Annotated in this window: 16 protein-coding genes and 1 pseudogene; 2 read left to right on the forward strand and 15 right to left on the reverse strand. The window is 43.2% G+C overall.

Going from position 1 to position 17,011, the window contains the following annotated elements; genetic code table 11:
* Positions 1–239: 239 nt before the first annotated feature.
* Positions 240–812 carry a DapH/DapD/GlmU-related protein gene (locus tag FQV26_RS10625; RefSeq protein ID WP_146557449.1) on the reverse strand — a complete coding sequence of 191 codons (573 nt, stop codon included), beginning with the start codon at positions 810–812 and terminating at the stop codon, positions 240–242.
* Positions 813–893: 81 nt separating this feature from the next.
* Positions 894–1,934, reverse strand: a pseudogene (locus FQV26_RS10630) (NAD(P)-dependent alcohol dehydrogenase).
* Positions 1,935–2,218: 284 nt separating this feature from the next.
* Between FQV26_RS10630 and FQV26_RS10635 the strand changes: the two are divergent.
* On the forward strand, positions 2,219–2,635 hold the full coding sequence (locus tag FQV26_RS10635) for a MerR family transcriptional regulator (RefSeq protein WP_146557450.1): 417 nt from the start codon (positions 2,219–2,221) through the stop codon (positions 2,633–2,635).
* 154 nt (positions 2,636–2,789) lie between these two features.
* On the opposite strand, the gene FQV26_RS10640 is transcribed toward FQV26_RS10635, so the two are convergent.
* The 10 genes from FQV26_RS10640 to ccpN all read right to left on the reverse strand — a co-directional run bounded on the left by FQV26_RS10640 (position 2,790) and on the right by ccpN (position 12,789).
* Complete coding sequence (locus tag FQV26_RS10640) at positions 2,790–3,434, reverse strand: GNAT family N-acetyltransferase (protein ID WP_146557451.1); 645 nt, start codon at positions 3,432–3,434, stop codon at positions 2,790–2,792.
* 7 nt (positions 3,435–3,441) lie between these two features.
* Positions 3,442–4,026 (reverse strand): histidine phosphatase family protein, encoded by a 585-nt coding sequence (locus FQV26_RS10645; RefSeq protein ID WP_146557452.1) that lies wholly within the window; start codon positions 4,024–4,026, stop codon positions 3,442–3,444.
* A gap of 295 nt (positions 4,027–4,321) precedes the next feature.
* Positions 4,322–5,434 (reverse strand): Nif3-like dinuclear metal center hexameric protein, encoded by a 1,113-nt coding sequence (locus FQV26_RS10650; RefSeq protein ID WP_146557453.1) that lies wholly within the window; start codon positions 5,432–5,434, stop codon positions 4,322–4,324.
* Positions 5,421–6,134, reverse strand: coding sequence for a tRNA (adenine(22)-N(1))-methyltransferase (locus FQV26_RS10655; RefSeq protein WP_146557454.1), 714 nt, complete (start codon positions 6,132–6,134; stop codon positions 5,421–5,423). The genes FQV26_RS10650 and FQV26_RS10655 overlap by 14 nt, the downstream gene beginning before the upstream one ends.
* Before the next feature lie 62 nt (positions 6,135–6,196).
* Complete coding sequence (gene cccA, locus FQV26_RS10660) at positions 6,197–6,589, reverse strand: cytochrome c550 (RefSeq protein WP_146557455.1); 393 nt, start codon at positions 6,587–6,589, stop codon at positions 6,197–6,199.
* Positions 6,590–6,851: 262 nt separating this feature from the next.
* The gene (locus tag FQV26_RS10665) at positions 6,852–7,991 is read right to left on the reverse strand and encodes an acyl-CoA dehydrogenase (RefSeq protein ID WP_146557456.1); all 1,140 of its coding nucleotides are present in this window, start codon (positions 7,989–7,991) and stop codon (positions 6,852–6,854) included.
* Between the two features lie 153 nt (positions 7,992–8,144).
* Entirely contained in the window at positions 8,145–9,299 is a 1,155-nt protein-coding gene (gene rpoD, locus FQV26_RS10670; RefSeq protein WP_146557457.1) for an RNA polymerase sigma factor RpoD, read from the reverse strand.
* A 33-nt stretch (positions 9,300–9,332) separates the two neighbouring features.
* A complete protein-coding gene (dnaG, locus tag FQV26_RS10675) occupies positions 9,333–11,135 on the reverse strand; it encodes a DNA primase (protein WP_146557458.1) in 1,803 nt (600 codons plus the stop codon).
* Between the two features lie 198 nt (positions 11,136–11,333).
* Positions 11,334–12,140 (reverse strand): pyruvate, water dikinase regulatory protein, encoded by an 807-nt coding sequence (locus FQV26_RS10680; protein ID WP_146557459.1) that lies wholly within the window; start codon positions 12,138–12,140, stop codon positions 11,334–11,336.
* Between the two features lie 10 nt (positions 12,141–12,150).
* Positions 12,151–12,789, reverse strand: a complete 639-nt coding sequence (gene ccpN, locus FQV26_RS10685) for a transcriptional regulator CcpN (protein ID WP_146557460.1) — start codon at positions 12,787–12,789, stop codon at positions 12,151–12,153.
* 324 nt (positions 12,790–13,113) lie between these two features.
* On the opposite strand from ccpN, the gene FQV26_RS10690 reads away from it, so the two are divergent.
* Positions 13,114–14,490 carry a glycine--tRNA ligase gene (locus tag FQV26_RS10690; RefSeq protein WP_146557461.1) on the forward strand — a complete coding sequence of 459 codons (1,377 nt, stop codon included), beginning with the start codon at positions 13,114–13,116 and terminating at the stop codon, positions 14,488–14,490.
* 395 nt (positions 14,491–14,885) lie between these two features.
* Here the strand turns inward: FQV26_RS10690 and recO are convergent, their stop codons facing one another.
* The 3 genes from recO to FQV26_RS10705 are packed head-to-tail and all read right to left on the reverse strand — an operon-like array spanning position 14,886 to position 16,992.
* Positions 14,886–15,668, reverse strand: a complete 783-nt coding sequence (gene recO, locus FQV26_RS10695) for a DNA repair protein RecO (RefSeq protein ID WP_146557462.1) — start codon at positions 15,666–15,668, stop codon at positions 14,886–14,888.
* A gap of 12 nt (positions 15,669–15,680) precedes the next feature.
* On the reverse strand, positions 15,681–16,598 hold the full coding sequence (gene era, locus FQV26_RS10700) for a GTPase Era (RefSeq protein ID WP_146557463.1): 918 nt from the start codon (positions 16,596–16,598) through the stop codon (positions 15,681–15,683).
* The gene (locus FQV26_RS10705; protein WP_146557464.1) at positions 16,582–16,992 is read right to left on the reverse strand and encodes a cytidine deaminase; all 411 of its coding nucleotides are present in this window, start codon (positions 16,990–16,992) and stop codon (positions 16,582–16,584) included. The genes era and FQV26_RS10705 overlap by 17 nt, the downstream gene beginning before the upstream one ends.
* Positions 16,993–17,011: the final 19 nt, after the last annotated feature.

The following is a 17,011-nucleotide window of genomic DNA, read 5'->3' on the forward strand; positions in this document are numbered from 1 at the left end:
TATCCCTAAAATTGACATGAAATACTTATAATAAATTAATCCTTGCTAAAAATTTAACCAAATAAAAGTAAAAGAGCAGGAAATTTGTTGATAGTTCCTACTCTTTTGATATACAGTCTTATATTGGCTAAATAAAATTTCTTCTTTCAAAAACCACTACCCTTCATGGATCTAAACATGTTAAAGCTCATCAAACTATTGCTTTACATTTTGAAATTATCGATATTTGCCATCTGCCTTTAAGAAACGTCGATTTTCTTCAATACTTTTGCAGGTACGCCACCTGCAATTACATTTGAAGGTATACTTTTAGTCACTACTGCACCTGCAGCAATAATAGCGCCATCCCCGATCTCTACGCCTGGAACTACTGTAACATTCGCTCCAATCCATACATCTTTACCGATGGTGATTGGGGCAGGATGCATCTTACTGCGTTTTCTGGGATCGACGTCATGGTTAAGCGTAGCTAAAACCACATTGTGTCCAATCAGTGCACCATCCCCAATCGTAATGCCCCCTTGATCTTGAAAGCGACAACCTGAATTTATAAAGACATTCTTGCCTACATTGATATTTTTTCCGCAGTCCGTATAAAAAGGTGGAAACAAAGCAAATGTTGCATCTACTTGTTTAGCTATTAACCGGGAAAATAATTCTCGAACTTCTTCAGGAGTATGATAATGTCCGTTTAGTTCAACGGTTACTTTTAATGCTTCTTGTGAGAGCTTGTGCATCATTTGATGCGTTTGCGAACCGCCTATAACGGATTCTCCTCGGTTTAACTGCGCTAGAAAGTCATCGATGTTCATTTAAATCCTCCTCTCTATCCACAAAAGAGTTTTATATCAGCTTACTGCTTTTTCAGTTTCATATATAGATGTTATCTCTGTCTATATTGTTTTAGCATCAATTACAAAGCGGTACTTCACATTTGAAGCCAATACGCGCTCGTAGGCTGCGTCAATCTGATCCGCAGAAATCACTTCAATTTTTGGAACAATCCCATGTTCTGCACAGAAATCCAGCATCTCCTGTGTCTCACGGATTCCTCCAATCATAGATCCTGCAAACGAACGTCGGTGACCGATCAGCGAAAACACATTTACTTCTAATGGTTCTGCAGGTGCTCCTACATTTACTAGCGTTCCATCCAGTGATAATCATGAGAAATACGCATCGATGTCGATTTTTGCACTTACCGTATTAAGGATTAAATCAAAAGTCCCCGCCAGTTTCTCAAACGTTTCCGGATCGCTGGTTGCATAGTAATCACTTGCACCAAATTCCAATCCATCTTCTTTTTTGCTCAAGGTTTGAGAGAGCACCGTTACTTCTGCACCCATCGCAGCTGCAATTTTAACGGCTACATGCCCTAATCCGCCCATGCCTACAACCGCTACTTTTTTGCCGGGTCCAGCTCCCCAATGGTTCAATGGAGAATATGTCGTAATTCCTGCACAAAGTAATGGTGCTGCGGCATCAAGCTCGATGTTATCAGGGATACGGACTACGAAATCTTCTACTACCACAATGTGAGTGGAGTAGCCTCCTTGAGTAGGCTCACCGTATTTGTCTACACCAGCATAGGTTGGTACATTTCCTTTAAGGCAGTATTGTTCTTCTCCTTTTTGGCAATTCGCGCATTCCCCACAGGAATCAACCATACACCCGACTCCTACGCGATCGCCAACTTTGTACTTCGTGACCTCTGCTCCTACTTCCGTGACAATGCCTGCAATTTCATGTCCAGGGACAAGAGGATAGTTTACCGTACCCCATTCACCATGTGCAGTATGAATGTCCGAATGGCAGATCCCCGCAAATTTGATATCAATTAGAACATCATGCGTATCCAAATCCCGTCGTGCAATCTCTGCTTCTCGAAACGATTTGTCAGGACCATCTAAAGCCCACGCTTTAACAGTTAACATATAAAAAACCTCCTATTTTTTTAGAGAAACGCTCAAAAAGGTAAGTCAAGAATATCGGCACACAGCTTTTCACTTAACTACCTCTTGCTTCAATTCTCTTACATATCAATCCTAAGCCTTATAGTTAACTCTAGGTCAAGTACTTCACTACAATCCTTTCTATTAATTTCAACCAGATGTTAGCTGGTTGTTTTCACCTTTGACTTACACGGCATCCATTGATACTATTCTTTTAAAGTTAGAGTTAACTTAAACTATAGATTTTAAAAAGAGGAGATTTATAAATGAAGACATTTTCAATCGGCGAAGTTGCAAAAGAATTGAATCTGACTGCCTATACCCTACGTTACTACGATAAGGAGGGCCTAATGCCTTTTATAGAAAGAACAGCCAGTGGAACACGCCTATTTAAAGAATCCGATATAAGTGCATTGAAAATAATCGAATGCCTAAAATCCAGCGGAATGCCTATTAAGGAAATTAAAAATTTCATTGATTGGTGCTCGGAAGGGGATTCTACTCTCCAGCAAAGGTATGACATGTTTATGGAACGAAAAGCTATCGTTAAAGCCCAGATGGCGGAACTGAAAAAGACAATGGAAATCATCGAACACAAATGCTTCTATTACAAGAGTGCACTGGATGCGGGTACGGAAGATGTTCATAAAGATGCAAAAATAGAAATACCTATGCCTAATTAGCAGAACTCCCTTTATTTAATAAAGACTTCCAACGATTTAAAGAAATTCTATTAGATAAGGCTGAAGATTTGTCGAAGAAAATCTATGGTTCTCACTTAAAAGCCGGCGCTGTTTGATTCGTTATGAATCAAACAGCGCCGGCTTTTGTGTAATCCTAGTGATCCGTTTTCTCTGATTTTGTTAAATGAGATTGTAGCACCTCTTGACGAGAATTTACTGGTTCATACCAATCTGATTTAGCCAATATATAATGGTTATAGATTTCCTTATCAATGGTTTGCTGGCCTTGCGGGGCAAATCCGCATTTTACTATAACTTTATTTGAAGAAATATTGTTAGATAAAGCAACAGCATTCAGAAACTTTAAATCTGTATGGGTAAACAAATAATTGATTAGCCCTTTAGAAGCTTTGGTAGCATATCCTTTCTTTTGAAATTCTTTTGAAATGGCATACATAATTTCTCTGTTCGGCAGAGGCAGTTCATCTTTGATCCCTGTACAGCACCATCCAATAAGTTTATTTGTTTTCTTGAGAAATACACCTAATTTTAAAAGTTGAGCATCTATATGGGAAGTCGTTGCTACAGCTTTGAGAAATGCTTTATTTGCTGGTATTTCATAATTAATCATCCAATTTATCCTTTGTTCTTTTGTAGATTTCCAATCTGGCAGAAAATCAAATATTTCAGGCGTATTGGAAATTCGATAAATACTATCTACATCTTCAACAGAAAATTCTTGAAGATAAATATCCTCGCAATCTATTCTAAATAATCTCTCTGATTTCGTTTGTCCCATAGTTTTGTCAACTCTCCTTAATATTTCCGCTCCGCAATCTTTGAACAGTTACTAATTCCTGCTCATTGAATTCCATTTTATAAATATCTGGTTTTGTTAAGTTTTGCAAGAAGTCCAAATTGTACTTGTCGTCATAAAAGTTCATCATCAAAGTCATAACAACGCCATGAGTACCTATTACAATTTTTTTCTTTTGATAACTTGCTAATAGGTCTTTTAAGACTTTCACTGCTCTCTTTTGACAATCAGCATTTGATTCTCCTCCATTTAAAGCATAGTTGGGAACTGAAAATGATTTTTCTAATAGCGGAAGCAGTTCCGTCTCAGATATCCGCTCGTCTTCTGATGAGAATACTCTTTCTTTCAAACCTTCAAATACTAAAACTTCTTTGCCTATTTGTTGAGCTGTTCTTTCAACCGTTAAGATGGAACGTATATATGGACTTGAAATGACCACATTAATTTCTTCATCATTTAATGTAGCCGTTAACTGTTGAGCATCTATTCGACCTTTTTCGGTTAATCCTCTAGTTCTTTCATTTCCTTCCTTTGGCGACTCTCCATGTCTTACCATGTACACAAACGTATTCAAAATAAAACTCCCCATTCTTTTACTCTATATCTAATGACGATCTATCTTCATCAGTTTTTTATACGTAAGATTATCATGGCTATACAAATCCCACTCACACTCAATAACCCGGGCATACAGCTTTATTAATTTCATTTTACTAATAATGCCATATTAAAATCGTTAAACGTTCACCGTTTGGCACATACATTATCAAACTCTTTACTTGAACAGCGCCGAGTTCAGTACCTACTAACAATTACACTATTAACAAACTTTGAACTAAAAAAAAAGAAGAAGCCGTGGCTTCTTCTTTTTAAATGAACCGGAAAGGTTCCGTATTTGTCTGAGACGGCAAAAATTCACATTGCCAGGTTGGCTGTTGCTTGGACATATGATCTACCACACCTTGAATTATCACTTTTTCCACATGATGTCCGGGATCGATGACGTTCAGGCCCATTGCCTGTGCATCTTGTGCAACGTGGAAATACAAGTCGCCTGTGACATAAACATCCGCTCCAGCGCGCTTTGCCTGGTGGATGTACTTATTGCCATCACCACCAAGCACTGCCACTTTCTTAATGGTGGCCTCCATATCCCCAACAATTCGAAGAGCTGGAACATCCAATTGCTGTTTTGTCCACTCGGCAAATTCATGAAGCGTCATCGGATTTTCCAATGTTCCAACACGGCCTAGCCCCATTGCAATTTCTTTGTTTTCCAAAGTGAATACATCATAAGCCACTTCTTCGTATGGATGAGCGGAAATCATCGCTTTGATGACGCGATCTTTTTCGTTTTTGCGAACGACCACTTCCACTTTTGATTCGGCGGTCATTTCCATTTTACCGGCTTCTCCGATATATGGATCCGCTTCAGCTGTCGGACGGAAACGGCCAGTACCGGACAAGGTATAGCTGCAATATTCGTAATCGCCAATTGCTCCTGCGCCTGCCTTGCCAAGTGCTTCACGAATTGCCTCTTCATGGCTTTCAGGAACAAACACGGCGATTTTCACCAATTCCGCTTCATAAGTAGGAACCAGCACCTTGGTGTTTTTTAGTCCCAAAGCATCCGCCAGTAAATCATTGACTCCACCAGTCGCGACGTCCAGGTTGGTATGGGCAGCGTAAACGGCGATATCGGATTTAATGAGTTTCTCCATTAGGCTTCCTTGAGGAAAATCCGTCTGCAGGTTTTTCAACGGACGGAAAATTGGCGGATGATGCGCAATGATCAATCCGGCGCCTTTGGCAATCGCTTCATCAACGACTTTTTCATCGACATCCAGGGTCACTAAGACACGTTCGATTTTTTTATTTAAAGTTCCTACATGCAAACCGATCGGATCGCCTTCCATCGCTAAATACTTGGGCGACCATTTCTCGAATTCCTCGATGATCTGCTGGCCGTTAGGAATTTTCATGGTGCAGCACCTCTTCTACCAATTGTATTTTTTCAATCAATTCCTGTTTTTTTTCAATGATTTCGATGGTTTGGGCCGTTGATTCCATTGAAGCCACAATTTTTTTCCATTGGTCGCTTTCACGCTTCCACTTCTCATGGAAAATTGCTGTTTGGTTTTTCAGCAGTTCAGGACCCATCAGCAATTGCTGTGGAGACCAGGTAACAGGTGATTGCGTTCTTTCAAGCACCAGAATTTCGTAAATCTTATCATTTTCTTTTAATATCTCCTCAGCGACGATGTCCCAGCTGTTAGCTACTGCCCAATCTCGGATGGACTTGGCATGGACATTCGGCTGAAGGATCAATCTTTCGACTCCATCCAATCGTCCCTTGCCCTGTTCCAAAATCGAACAGATTAATGGACCTCCCATACCTGCAATCGCAACAGCCGTGATCCCGTCTTCGGGGAAAATAGCATCAAGTCCGCTCGCTAGCCGTACATCGATCTGAGCGGTCAACCCTTCCTGCCGGACTTGTTTTTTTGCTGATTCAAAAGGCCCTTTGACTACTTCCCCTGCGATGGCTTTGCTTACTACTCCGTTCAATACCAAGTAACAAGGCAAATAGGCGTGGTCGCTTCCGATATCTGCTATTACCGCATGTTTGGGTACATGATGGGCAACTCTCGTCAGCCGATGTGATAATTGTTGAGCATTCATTCAGATCCTCCTATTTTGACAGAAAAACCCTTAGCTCAAGAAGAACTAAGGGTTTTTAGATGCTATTCGAGTGATAATACCCACTCAGCCATTGCTGCTACGTTCTCTTCTGGAACAAGCCCGCCTGGCATAGTGCCTTTACCGTTGATCAAAATATCTTCGATGTCTTCTTGTGGAAGTTCAGTAGCTACCAATGATGGACCTACTCCGCCTTCATAGCTTGAACCGTGACAAGAAATACAGTTGGCTTGCGCGTGTGATTCAGGATCAAAATCTCCTGCAGCCGCATCTCCGCCTTCTTCACCTTCAGCAGCTTCTCCGCCGCCTTCTTCTTCTGCTGCATGTTCTTCTGTGATTTCAGCTTGATCGCCAACTCCTTGTACTGATAAGAAGAAAATTAGACCAATACCGAAAGCCATGATTAAGATATAAGGCACAATTGCATTTTTTTGCATCCGTTACCCCTCCCTCTACTAAGTTCTGCTTAATGATATTATTCGTATCATTCATTATTGTACTGTATTATCTACCAAACGAAAAGTCTTAACAGATAACTTTTCCTTGTTTGTGACAAAAACGGTAATTTAATTTCTTTTGACGAAGACCAATAAAATATCCTCTATATATTTTTTTGATAAAACTTATTAGTAGTTTTTAAAAACGAGTCCATATCCCACATGAAAAGCCCTGCCTACAGCAGGGCTTCAGACATTTTTCTTAACAGCCGATTTGGCGTGCAATGACCATGCGCTGGATTTCAGATGTACCTTCACCGATTTCCAATAATTTAGCGTCACGCATATAACGCTCTACTTCGTATTCTTTCATGTAGCCGTAGCCGCCGTGGATCTGAATGGCTTCGTCAGCCACTTCCATGGAAATTTCTGAAGCGTACAACTTCGCCATCGACGCTTCTTTTGTGAACGGACGGCCTTGATCTTTTAGCCAAGCGGCTTTATAAGTCATATTACGGGCCAATTCGATTTTCATCGCCATATCCGCCAGCTTAAACTGAGTGATTTGGAATTCAGATAAAGGCTTACCGAACTGTTTCCGTTCTTTGGAATAAGCAAGAGCTTTATTAAATGCTGCTTGTGCGATGCCTACAGCCATTGCCGCAATACCAATACGTCCGCCATCCAAGGTTACGAGGAACTGCTTAAAGCCATCTCCACGCTTGCCTAACAAGTTTTCTTTCGGTACACGGACATTATCCAGCACCAATTCAGTGGTGTTGGAAGAATGCAGCCCCATTTTTTCGTAATTGTCGATAATGGTGAAGCCTTCCGCGTCTGTTGGTACGATGATGGCACTGATTTCCTTCTTGCCTTCATTCATTCCAGTAATCGCGGTAATGGCTAAATGTTTGGCATAGCTGGCATTCGTGATATAGACTTTCGAGCCATTGATGACCCATTCATCGCCGTCTTCCACTGCACGCGTTTCAGTTCCGCCAGCATCCGAACCGGCATTCGGTTCTGTCAATCCGAAAGCACCGAACGATTCGCCGGTACAGATAGGAGCCAGGTATTTTTCTTTCTGTTCTTCGGTCCCAAATAAATTCAGCGGCGCCCCGCCAAGCGAAATATGTGCAGAATAGGTGATTCCTGTTGATGCGCAGGCACGGCTTAATTCTTCTGTTACAATAGCAAAACTGGTGGTATCCGCTCCAGCTCCGCCGTATTTTTCATCAAACGGCAAGCCCATCATCCCCATGTCGGACAGCTGTTTGAAGATTTCAGTCGGAAATGCCTTGGAACGGTCGCGGTCTATGGCACCTGGTGCCACCACCTTATCGGCAAATTCCTTGATGGTCTTTTTGATCATCTGTTGTTCTTGTGTCAAATCGAAATCCATTTGTGTACATCCCCTTTGTCGTGAATACGCTTACATCTATCATTATATAGGGAAAATTAAGGCAAACTCAAGCGTTAACTGGAATTCTGTTTAACTATTGTACAAAAAATGAGCCGCATCCCTTAATATCCGGATGCGGCTCGAGCTTTTTTTCTATTCAAGAAAATCTTTCAGGCGTTTGCTGCGTGACGGATGACGCAGTTTGCGCAATGCTTTTGCTTCGATTTGGCGAATCCGCTCACGCGTCACACCAAATACTTTGCCCACTTCTTCCAATGTGCGCGTACGGCCATCGTCTAAGCCGAAACGAAGACGCAAAACGTTTTCTTCACGGTCAGTCAATGTATCCAGAACGTCTTCCAATTGCTCTTTCAACAACTCATATGCAGCGTGGTCAGAAGGCGACTGTGCATCTGAATCCTCGATAAAATCGCCTAAATGCGAATCATCTTCTTCACCGATCGGCGTTTCCAATGAAACCGGTTCTTGAGCAATTTTAAGAATTTCACGGACTTTTTCAGGCAGAAGATCCATTTCTTCACCGATTTCTTCCGGAGAAGGTTCACGGCCAAGATCCTGAAGCAACTGGCGTTGCACGCGAATCAGTTTATTAATGGTTTCAACCATATGGACAGGAATACGGATTGTCCGTGCCTGGTCAGCAATAGCGCGTGTAATAGCCTGGCGAATCCACCACGTTGCATACGTACTGAACTTGAAACCTTTTGAGTAATCGAACTTCTCGACGGCTTTGATCAAGCCCATATTCCCTTCCTGAATCAAATCCAGGAACAGCATGCCGCGGCCGACATACCGTTTAGCGATACTGACAACTAAACGCAAATTGGCTTCAGCAAGACGTTTTTTCGCTTCTTCGTCGCCTTGTTCGATTAACTTTGCCAAACGGACCTCTTCTTCCGCTTTCAGCAAGTCTACACGGCCAATTTCTTTCAAATACATGCGGACAGGGTCATTGATTTTGACTCCTGGCGGAACGCTCAAATCATTCAAATCAAATTTATCTTCGGTCGGTTTCATTAAACGGTCCAAATGTTCTTCATCATCGGATTTTCGTTCCAATTCGATGCCATGGCCCTCTAATTGATCGATAAACTCTTCTACTGCGTCGGATTCCATTTCGAAAATCGCCAATTTATCGGCAATTTGTTCGTAATTAAGCTCTCCGGTTTTTTTACCTGTTTCAATCAGCTGTTTTTTCGCTTCTTCCACAGTTGCTTCCGGACCTTCAGTAGTCAATGGTACATTGCTTGCTTCAACTTCAGTTTGGCGTTCAGATTTCTCAGCCATGTGACTTCCTCCTTTAAAAAAACCGGAATTAACTTACAATGATTTCCGTAAAGCAATCACTTCTTGTGCAAGAAGTAAAGCGCGCTTAAGGTCATGCTGTTTTTCCGCTTCTTTTGATTGCTGGATTTTTAGATTGATTTGCTGTTCGACCCGATGTTTTTGCAGGTGCTTTAAACAATCGGAAATTTCTTCATCCGCATGTTCCGGATCGCGTTCGGATAATGCCGTTTCCATAACCAGTTTGCGGAGTTCTGCATCTTGCAGGGTCTCCAGGAATTTATGGAAGTCTGCCTTATCCCATTCTTCGTAGAAACCGAGCAGCTGAACATACAGTGCTTGGAATTCTTCACTGACAAAGGGTATGCCGTTGTCTTCTAGCGCCAATTTATCCATGACTCCCGGATCTGCCAAGGCGTGCGATAAGAGCATCCGCTCCGCCCTATGCAATGACGTGATGCGTTTTGGTTCTTTTTTAACCGTCTTTACAGCCGGTTTTTGCTCGGGGCGGTTACGTTCTATTGTTTTATTTTCCAATTTGCGGTAATGCTGCAGAATTGCTTCTTGTGATAATCCGGTTTCCTCTGATAATTGCTTTATATATAAATCCCGCTCCAAAGGCGAGGATCTACCGGCTAATAATTGCAGTACTTCCTGAATATACTGCAGCAGATCATTTTCGTATTGAAAATTCTTGTGCCTGCGGGCATGCATCATTGCAAAAGCAATAAACGCATGCGGCTTGCCGATAATTTGTTCCTTAAAAGCTTCAGCACCGTTTTCCCGAACATAATCATCCGGATCCATTTTACCTGGCAGGACTGCAACTTCCACTTTGAAATTATCTTCATTGAGAGAGATTGCCGCCCGTTTGGCGGCTTCCCATCCTGCATCATCGCCATCAAAACAAATGACCACTTCTTGGGCAAAACGCTTCATCTGCCGGATATGCTGGGCGGTGAGCGACGTGCCCATCGTTGCTAAAGCATTGTCAACTCCTGCTTTACCCGCTGCAATGACATCCATAAACCCTTCAAACAAAATGATTTTCCTATTTTTGCGTATAGCGCCTCTGGCATGATGGACGTTATAAAGCACTTGGCTTTTTTGGAAAATCGGGGATTCAGGACTATTCATATATTTCGCTTCCTGTTTTGTGTGCTCAAGGACCCTGCCCGAAAAGGCGATGACTTTGCCGCTTTCGTTCATGATTGGAAACATGATTCTGCCGCGGAACCGATCAAAATAACCACTTGATTGTTCACGGGCAATGGCGAGTCCGCTGGATTCCAGCTCTTCTTCACTGAATCCTTTTCGCTTGAGCGCAGAAGCCATGTAGTTCCACTCCGGAAGAGACCAGCCAATTTTATTCTTTTCAATGATCTCCCGGGTAAAGCCCCTATTTTCCAAATAGTCCAGTGCCTCCTGCCCTTCTTCCGTATTCAGTAAAATGTGATGGTACATATCCGCAGCAAACTCGTGCATCAAAATCAATTGATTGTCACTTTTTGATTGCACCGGACCTGAATCGGCGGGGGCCTGTATATCAACCTCGATGCCTGCACGGCTTCCTAATCTTGACAGGGCATCCTGGAATGTTAAATTTTCAATATCCATCAAAAAAGTGATGACGTTGCCACCAGCTCCACAACCAAAACAATGAAAAATCTGTTTGTCAGCGGTGACAGAAAAAGATGGTGTGCTTTCTCCGTGGAAAGGGCAAAGGCCGAACCAATTGCGGCCCCTCTTTGTTAACTGGACATACTCTCCGACAACATCCACAATATCTGTGCTGGAACGGATTTTTTCAATCACTTCTTCTGGAACTCGATTGGACATTTTTCTCACCATCTTTGTTTGCTTAACTTATTTAATTCGCGATGCAGAAACAAAATCCTTCATTTTTCGACAAAAAGATGGAGCAAACTATTTTATCCACTAGTAAGCTTTAGCCACAATTCTTCATTATAAAACGTTTTTATTAAAAAATCTACCAAAAAGAAAGAAAAACCGCCTGTGCAGGTGGTTTTCCCGAAATCATTTTTGAAGTTTGCTTAATATCAAATTAGCGGTTTCTTCTACAGCCCGATTCGTTACATCCACTATTTCGCAGCCAATCCGATCCACCACTTTGTGGAAATGGGTGATTTCTTCATGGATCCGGTCAATTTTCGCGTAATTGGCATCATCATTCAAGCCCAGTGCGATCAATCGCTCTTTGCGGATATTATTAAGTTTATCGGGAGAGATGACCAAGCCAAAACATTTTTTCGGATCTACATGATACAATTCGTCCGGCGGATCAACTTCCGGCACCAGTGGAACGTTTGCGACTTTTAGCCGTTTATGCGCCAAGTACTGGGATAAAGGGGTTTTGGACGTTCTTGAAATTCCGACTAGAACGATGTCAGCCATCAAGATGCCCCTTGGATCCCTTCCATCATCGTATTTGACGGCGAATTCAATGGCTTCAACTTTTTTAAAATAGTCGTCATCCAATTTACGGACCAGCCCTGCTTCCTGCAAGGGCGGCGCGTCGAGCTCTTTTTCCAATGCATCTAGGAGAGGACCCATCAGATCCACTGCTGTCACATGAAATTTGACTGTTTCAGCCTGCATATAGTCCCGCAACTTCTGGGAAACTAAGGTATAGACGATAAAAGCCTTTTGGGTAACGGCCAATTTAATGATTTCCTGTAGATGATCGATCGAATCGATGTAGGGAAAACGCTTTAAGACAGCATTTTGATCTGGATTTAAGTATTGGCTGATCGCTGCTTTTGCGACCAGTTCCCCTGTTTCTCCAACCGAATCGGAGACAATGAACAAGCGGAGTGAATTCATAGTTGGCACCTCACAGATCGTGGTTTTCCGATAGCGATAAAAACGCACGAGTAATATTCGTTTTTGTTAATCTGCCGACGACTTTGAAGCCATCCGGCTGTTCTTCCACCACAGGCAATGCATCGATTTGCTGATTGATCAGGCGATGCGCTGCCTGGATCAGGGATTCATTCTTCGCACAGTACGTAATATTTGGCATGCGCGTCATGATGATATGTACGGGAATAGCGGATAAGTTTTGGCTGCCTAAACTTGCCCGCAGCAAATCCTTTCTTGACAGGACTCCAGCCAAATAAGATTTTTTGTCCACGACAAAAAGCGTTCCGACATCATCCAGAAACATCTGGCTGATGGCGTCGTATACGCTGACATCTTCTCTGACGACAACTGGAATCGATTGAAAATCTTTGACCTTCATGTTATTCATCGTATCCGTGACATCTTGACCCGGTTTTTTGCCCGAATAAAAATAGCCAACACGCGGACGGGCATCTAGAAAGCCTGCCATTGTCAGGATGGCTAAGTCGGGGCGAAGCGTCGATCTTGTTAAGTTCAGGCGATCCGCTATCTGTTCCCCAGTTATCGGACCATTGCCTTTAACGATTTGCAGAATTTCCTCTTGCCGTTTATTGAGTTCGATTGGACTCACCGCCTCAAAATATATATATGTTATACTCAATACCGATTATTATATACTAATTAACACGATATTGCGAAGAAAACATTGTCATGGTACAATAATGAACGAACTTAACACAGGCAACGACGGATAGATAAGTACTGTAACAGAAGCGAGCAGGGATAGTGAAAGCCTGCAACTACAGGAAAAGGCGATCCAGAGCCATTCTTTATTTTAAGCGGGCTGCATTTTGCAGTCAATCGAGGTGGAACCGCGGGTCTTAACGTACTCGTCCTCGGACATGATGACATGTCCGAGGATGGGTACGATTTTTTATTTTATGGAGGTAATTTTATGTCAATGGAAGATGTAGTTGCGTTAGCGAAACACAGAGGATTTGTATTCCCAGGCTCTGAAATATACGGAGGATTGGCAAATACGTGGGATTATGGCCCACTTGGCGTCGAACTAAAAAACAATATCAAAAAAGCATGGTGGAAAAAATTCGTGCAGGAATCCCCTTATAATGTGGGATTGGATGCAGCCATCCTGATGAACCCGAAAACATGGGTTGCTTCTGGGCATGTCGGCAACTTCAATGATCCGATGATCGACTGCAAAAGCTGCAAAACCCGTCACCGTGCCGATAAATTAATCGAAGACGCATTGGATGCAAAAGGCATCGAATTGATAGTTGATGGATTGTCTTTCGAACGCATGGCCGAACTGATCCAAGAACACGATGTTAAATGCCCGACATGCGGCGCACAGGACTTTACGGAAATCCGTCAATTCAACTTGATGTTCAAAACTTTCCAAGGCGTGACTGAGGCTTCGACCAATGAGATTTTCCTGCGTCCGGAAACGGCTCAAGGGATTTTCGTCAACTATAAGAACGTTCAGCGCTCAATGCGTAAAAAAATGCCATTCGGCATCGCCCAGATCGGCAAAAGCTTCCGTAACGAAATCACACCCGGCAACTTTACTTTCCGTACGCGTGAATTCGAGCAGATGGAACTTGAATTTTTCTGCAAGCCCGGCGAAGATTTAGAATGGTACGCTTACTGGCGCGATTTCTGTAAAAAATGGCTATTGGATTTAAATATGGCCGAAGACAATATGCGCCTACGCGAACATGACAAAGACGAACTTTCCCATTATTCGAATGCCACTGTGGATATCGAATACAAATTCCCATTCGGCTGGGGCGAGCTTTGGGGCATTGCAGACCGCACCGATTTCGACTTAAAACGCCATATGGAGCATTCCGGAGAAGATTTCAATTACATCGATCCAATGACAAACGAACGCTTCGTGCCTTATTGTATCGAACCTTCTCTTGGAGCTGACCGTGTGACACTTGCATTCCTTGTCGACGCCTACAGCGAAGAAGAACTTGAAAACGACGACAAGCGTACCGTTTTGCGCTTCCACCCTGCTCTGGCTCCTTATAAAGCAGCCGTCCTGCCGCTTTCTAAAAAGTTAGCAGAAGGCGCGACAGAAGTATTCGCTGATCTAGCCAAGCACTTCATGGTGGATTACGATGAATCTCAATCCATCGGTAAACGCTACCGTCGCCAGGACGAAATCGGTACTCCGTTCTGTATCACCTATGACTTTGATTCTGTCGAAGACGGCCAGGTAACAGTACGTCACCGGGATTCCATGGAGCAAACACGCATGCCGATCGCTGAAGTGCAGGCTTATATCGAGAAGCACATTCAGTTTTAATCTTTCAACCTGATATTACGCAAAACAACTCCGCTTTCGGGCCTGCAGGATGCGGGTCATGCAGCTGGCGCGACAGGACGTCGCGGTGCGAGCTGCCAAGGGCTTGCGCTGAACTAACTCGGGCTTATTGCCCGAGTGGATTTCAGCACTTCGCTATCCCGCGGGAGTCTCCGTTGTTTTGCTCTATATCATAATAGAACTGTTCTATCTAATAAATAATTAACTACCTTGTATGTATAAGAAAAAATTTTTAAACTGATAATCTTCATAACTTTGAATAGAATGAGTGAAAAGCAATAAAAGACCAAGACCTGCTCCTGAACCGCTACGATGCTTTATCTGCCTAGAGCGACTTCTTCACTTTTTAACTAAAAACAAAAAGAGTTGCCGAGAGACTATTCGTCTTTCGGCAACTCTTCTTTTTTAGGCAAAAACTCAGGCGTCCGTTCCAATTGCTCGAGAAACTTCCGGGATTTTAAACGAATCCCTGCTTTTTCTTCATAAATCGTACGAACGATTTGTTTGAGCAGGCTCTTGGACTCTTTCTTTAAAGTTAACGAACCCACCCGTTCGATCGGCACAAAATAGAAGGTGCGAATCAACTTCACCAAAGCCGGGCTTAAGCGAATGATGTAGCGGTCGATATGAAAACAGCGGTGACAGAGAAAACCAAGTTCCTGAAACGAAAATGCGAATTCCCCTTCCGTCGCCCCGCAATTTGCACATTCGTGCAGTGTTGGCGCAAGACCCGCCGCTTGCAGCATTTTCCACTCCACAAACAAAGTAATCGCTTCTGGATCATAGCCATCATCAATCGCGTGCAATGCTTGATAAAGCATTTCGTAAACAGCAGGCTGTGGTTCATCCTGCTCGGTCAAACGGTCAACCAATTCAACGACATAACTGGCATAAGCGGTTGACATGATGTCTTCACGAATATGCCGCAGCGATTCCAATGGATCACCTGCCTGCAATGTCCCCATTCCTCTTCCTTTATAGATGGAAAAAGTTCCGTGGGTAAAGACCTGTGTAATTGCTGCCAACCTGCTGGCCGGCTTTTTTGCACCTCTTGCCATGCAGGTGATTTTTCCCGCTTCCCTGGTAAACAAGGTGACGATCTTATTCGTTTCGCCGTAAGGCATCGTACGAATGACAATTCCCTCTACTTGATTTTGCATGGGAAGGACTCCTTAGTATTCGTCTTCTCTGAAGCCGAAATCGCGTAAATGCATCGCTTTATTGCGCCAATCCTTTTGCACTTTTACCCATAGTTCCAGATATACTTTCGATCCAAGCAGGTTTTCGATATCCTGGCGGGCGCGCGTACCGATTTGCTTTAACAGCGCTCCTTTTTTGCCAATGACAATGCCTTTTTGGGAATCGCGTTCTACCATAATTGTCGCTTGGACACGTATCATGTCCTTGTTTTCGGAATCCGGTGCAATTTTTTCAATAACCACAGCGATCGAATGCGGAATTTCTTCACGCGTCAAATGCAGCGCCTTTTCACGAATCAGTTCAGAAATGATGAAGCGTTCAGGGTGATCCGTAATTTGGTCAGCCGGGTAATATTGCGGGCCTTCCGGAAGGCGTTCGTTGATTTTAGCCAGTAAGTTCTCTACGTTATTGCCTTGCAATGCTGAAATCGGAATGGCCTCTGCAAAATCAAATTCATTGCGGTACGATTCGATAATTTTAGGCAAATTGTCGGGATGGACTTGGTCAATTTTGTTAATAACCAAAAATACCGGTACATCTATGCCTTTCAGCATTTCGAGCACATAACGGTCTTCTTTACCGACACGGTCCACAGCGCTTGCCACAAACAGCAGAACATCCACTTCACGGAAAGTGTTTTTTGCCACTTTCAGCATGAAATCTCCCAACTTATGGCGTGGTTCGTTAATGCCGGGTGTATCAATGAAAATCATTTGGCTGTCGTTGGTAGTCACGACGCCCTGCACTTTGTTTCTTGTCGTTTGAGGCTTGTCGCTCATGATGGCAATTTTTTGGCCCACTACCCGGTTAAGGAATGTCGATTTCCCGACATTCGGACGGCCGATGATGGAAATAAAGCCTGACTTGAAACCGTTATTCTCTTGCTGCATATTTTAAATCCTCCGTTGAAAATGCGCCCGGAAGCAGTTCACTGATTGTCGTTTCCTGGACGTCACCTTTTAAATTTGTTAAATAAACCGGCATGTCCGGCGAGCAGAACTCTGCCAATACCTGTCTGCATGCACCACAAGGTGATACAGGGCCTGGAGTGTCCGCTGATACAGCTAATGCCGTAAAGGACTTGACGCCTTCAGAAACGGCCTTGAACACCGCTGTACGCTCTGCGCAATTCGTCATGGAATAGCCGGCGTTTTCGATATTACAACCCAGGTACACTGTACCGTCAGCTGACAGCAAGGCTGCACCGACGGGAAAATTTGAATAAGGCACGTATGCAGTGCCGCGTGCTTCTATTGCTTTCTTCATCAACTGTTCCTTTTCCATTTTTATCACCTCTGCGAAT

Origin of the sequence: Planococcus sp. CPCC 101016, from assembly GCF_007859295.1 — a bacterium.
Classification (GTDB): Bacteria; Bacillota; Bacilli; order Bacillales_A; family Planococcaceae; genus Planococcus.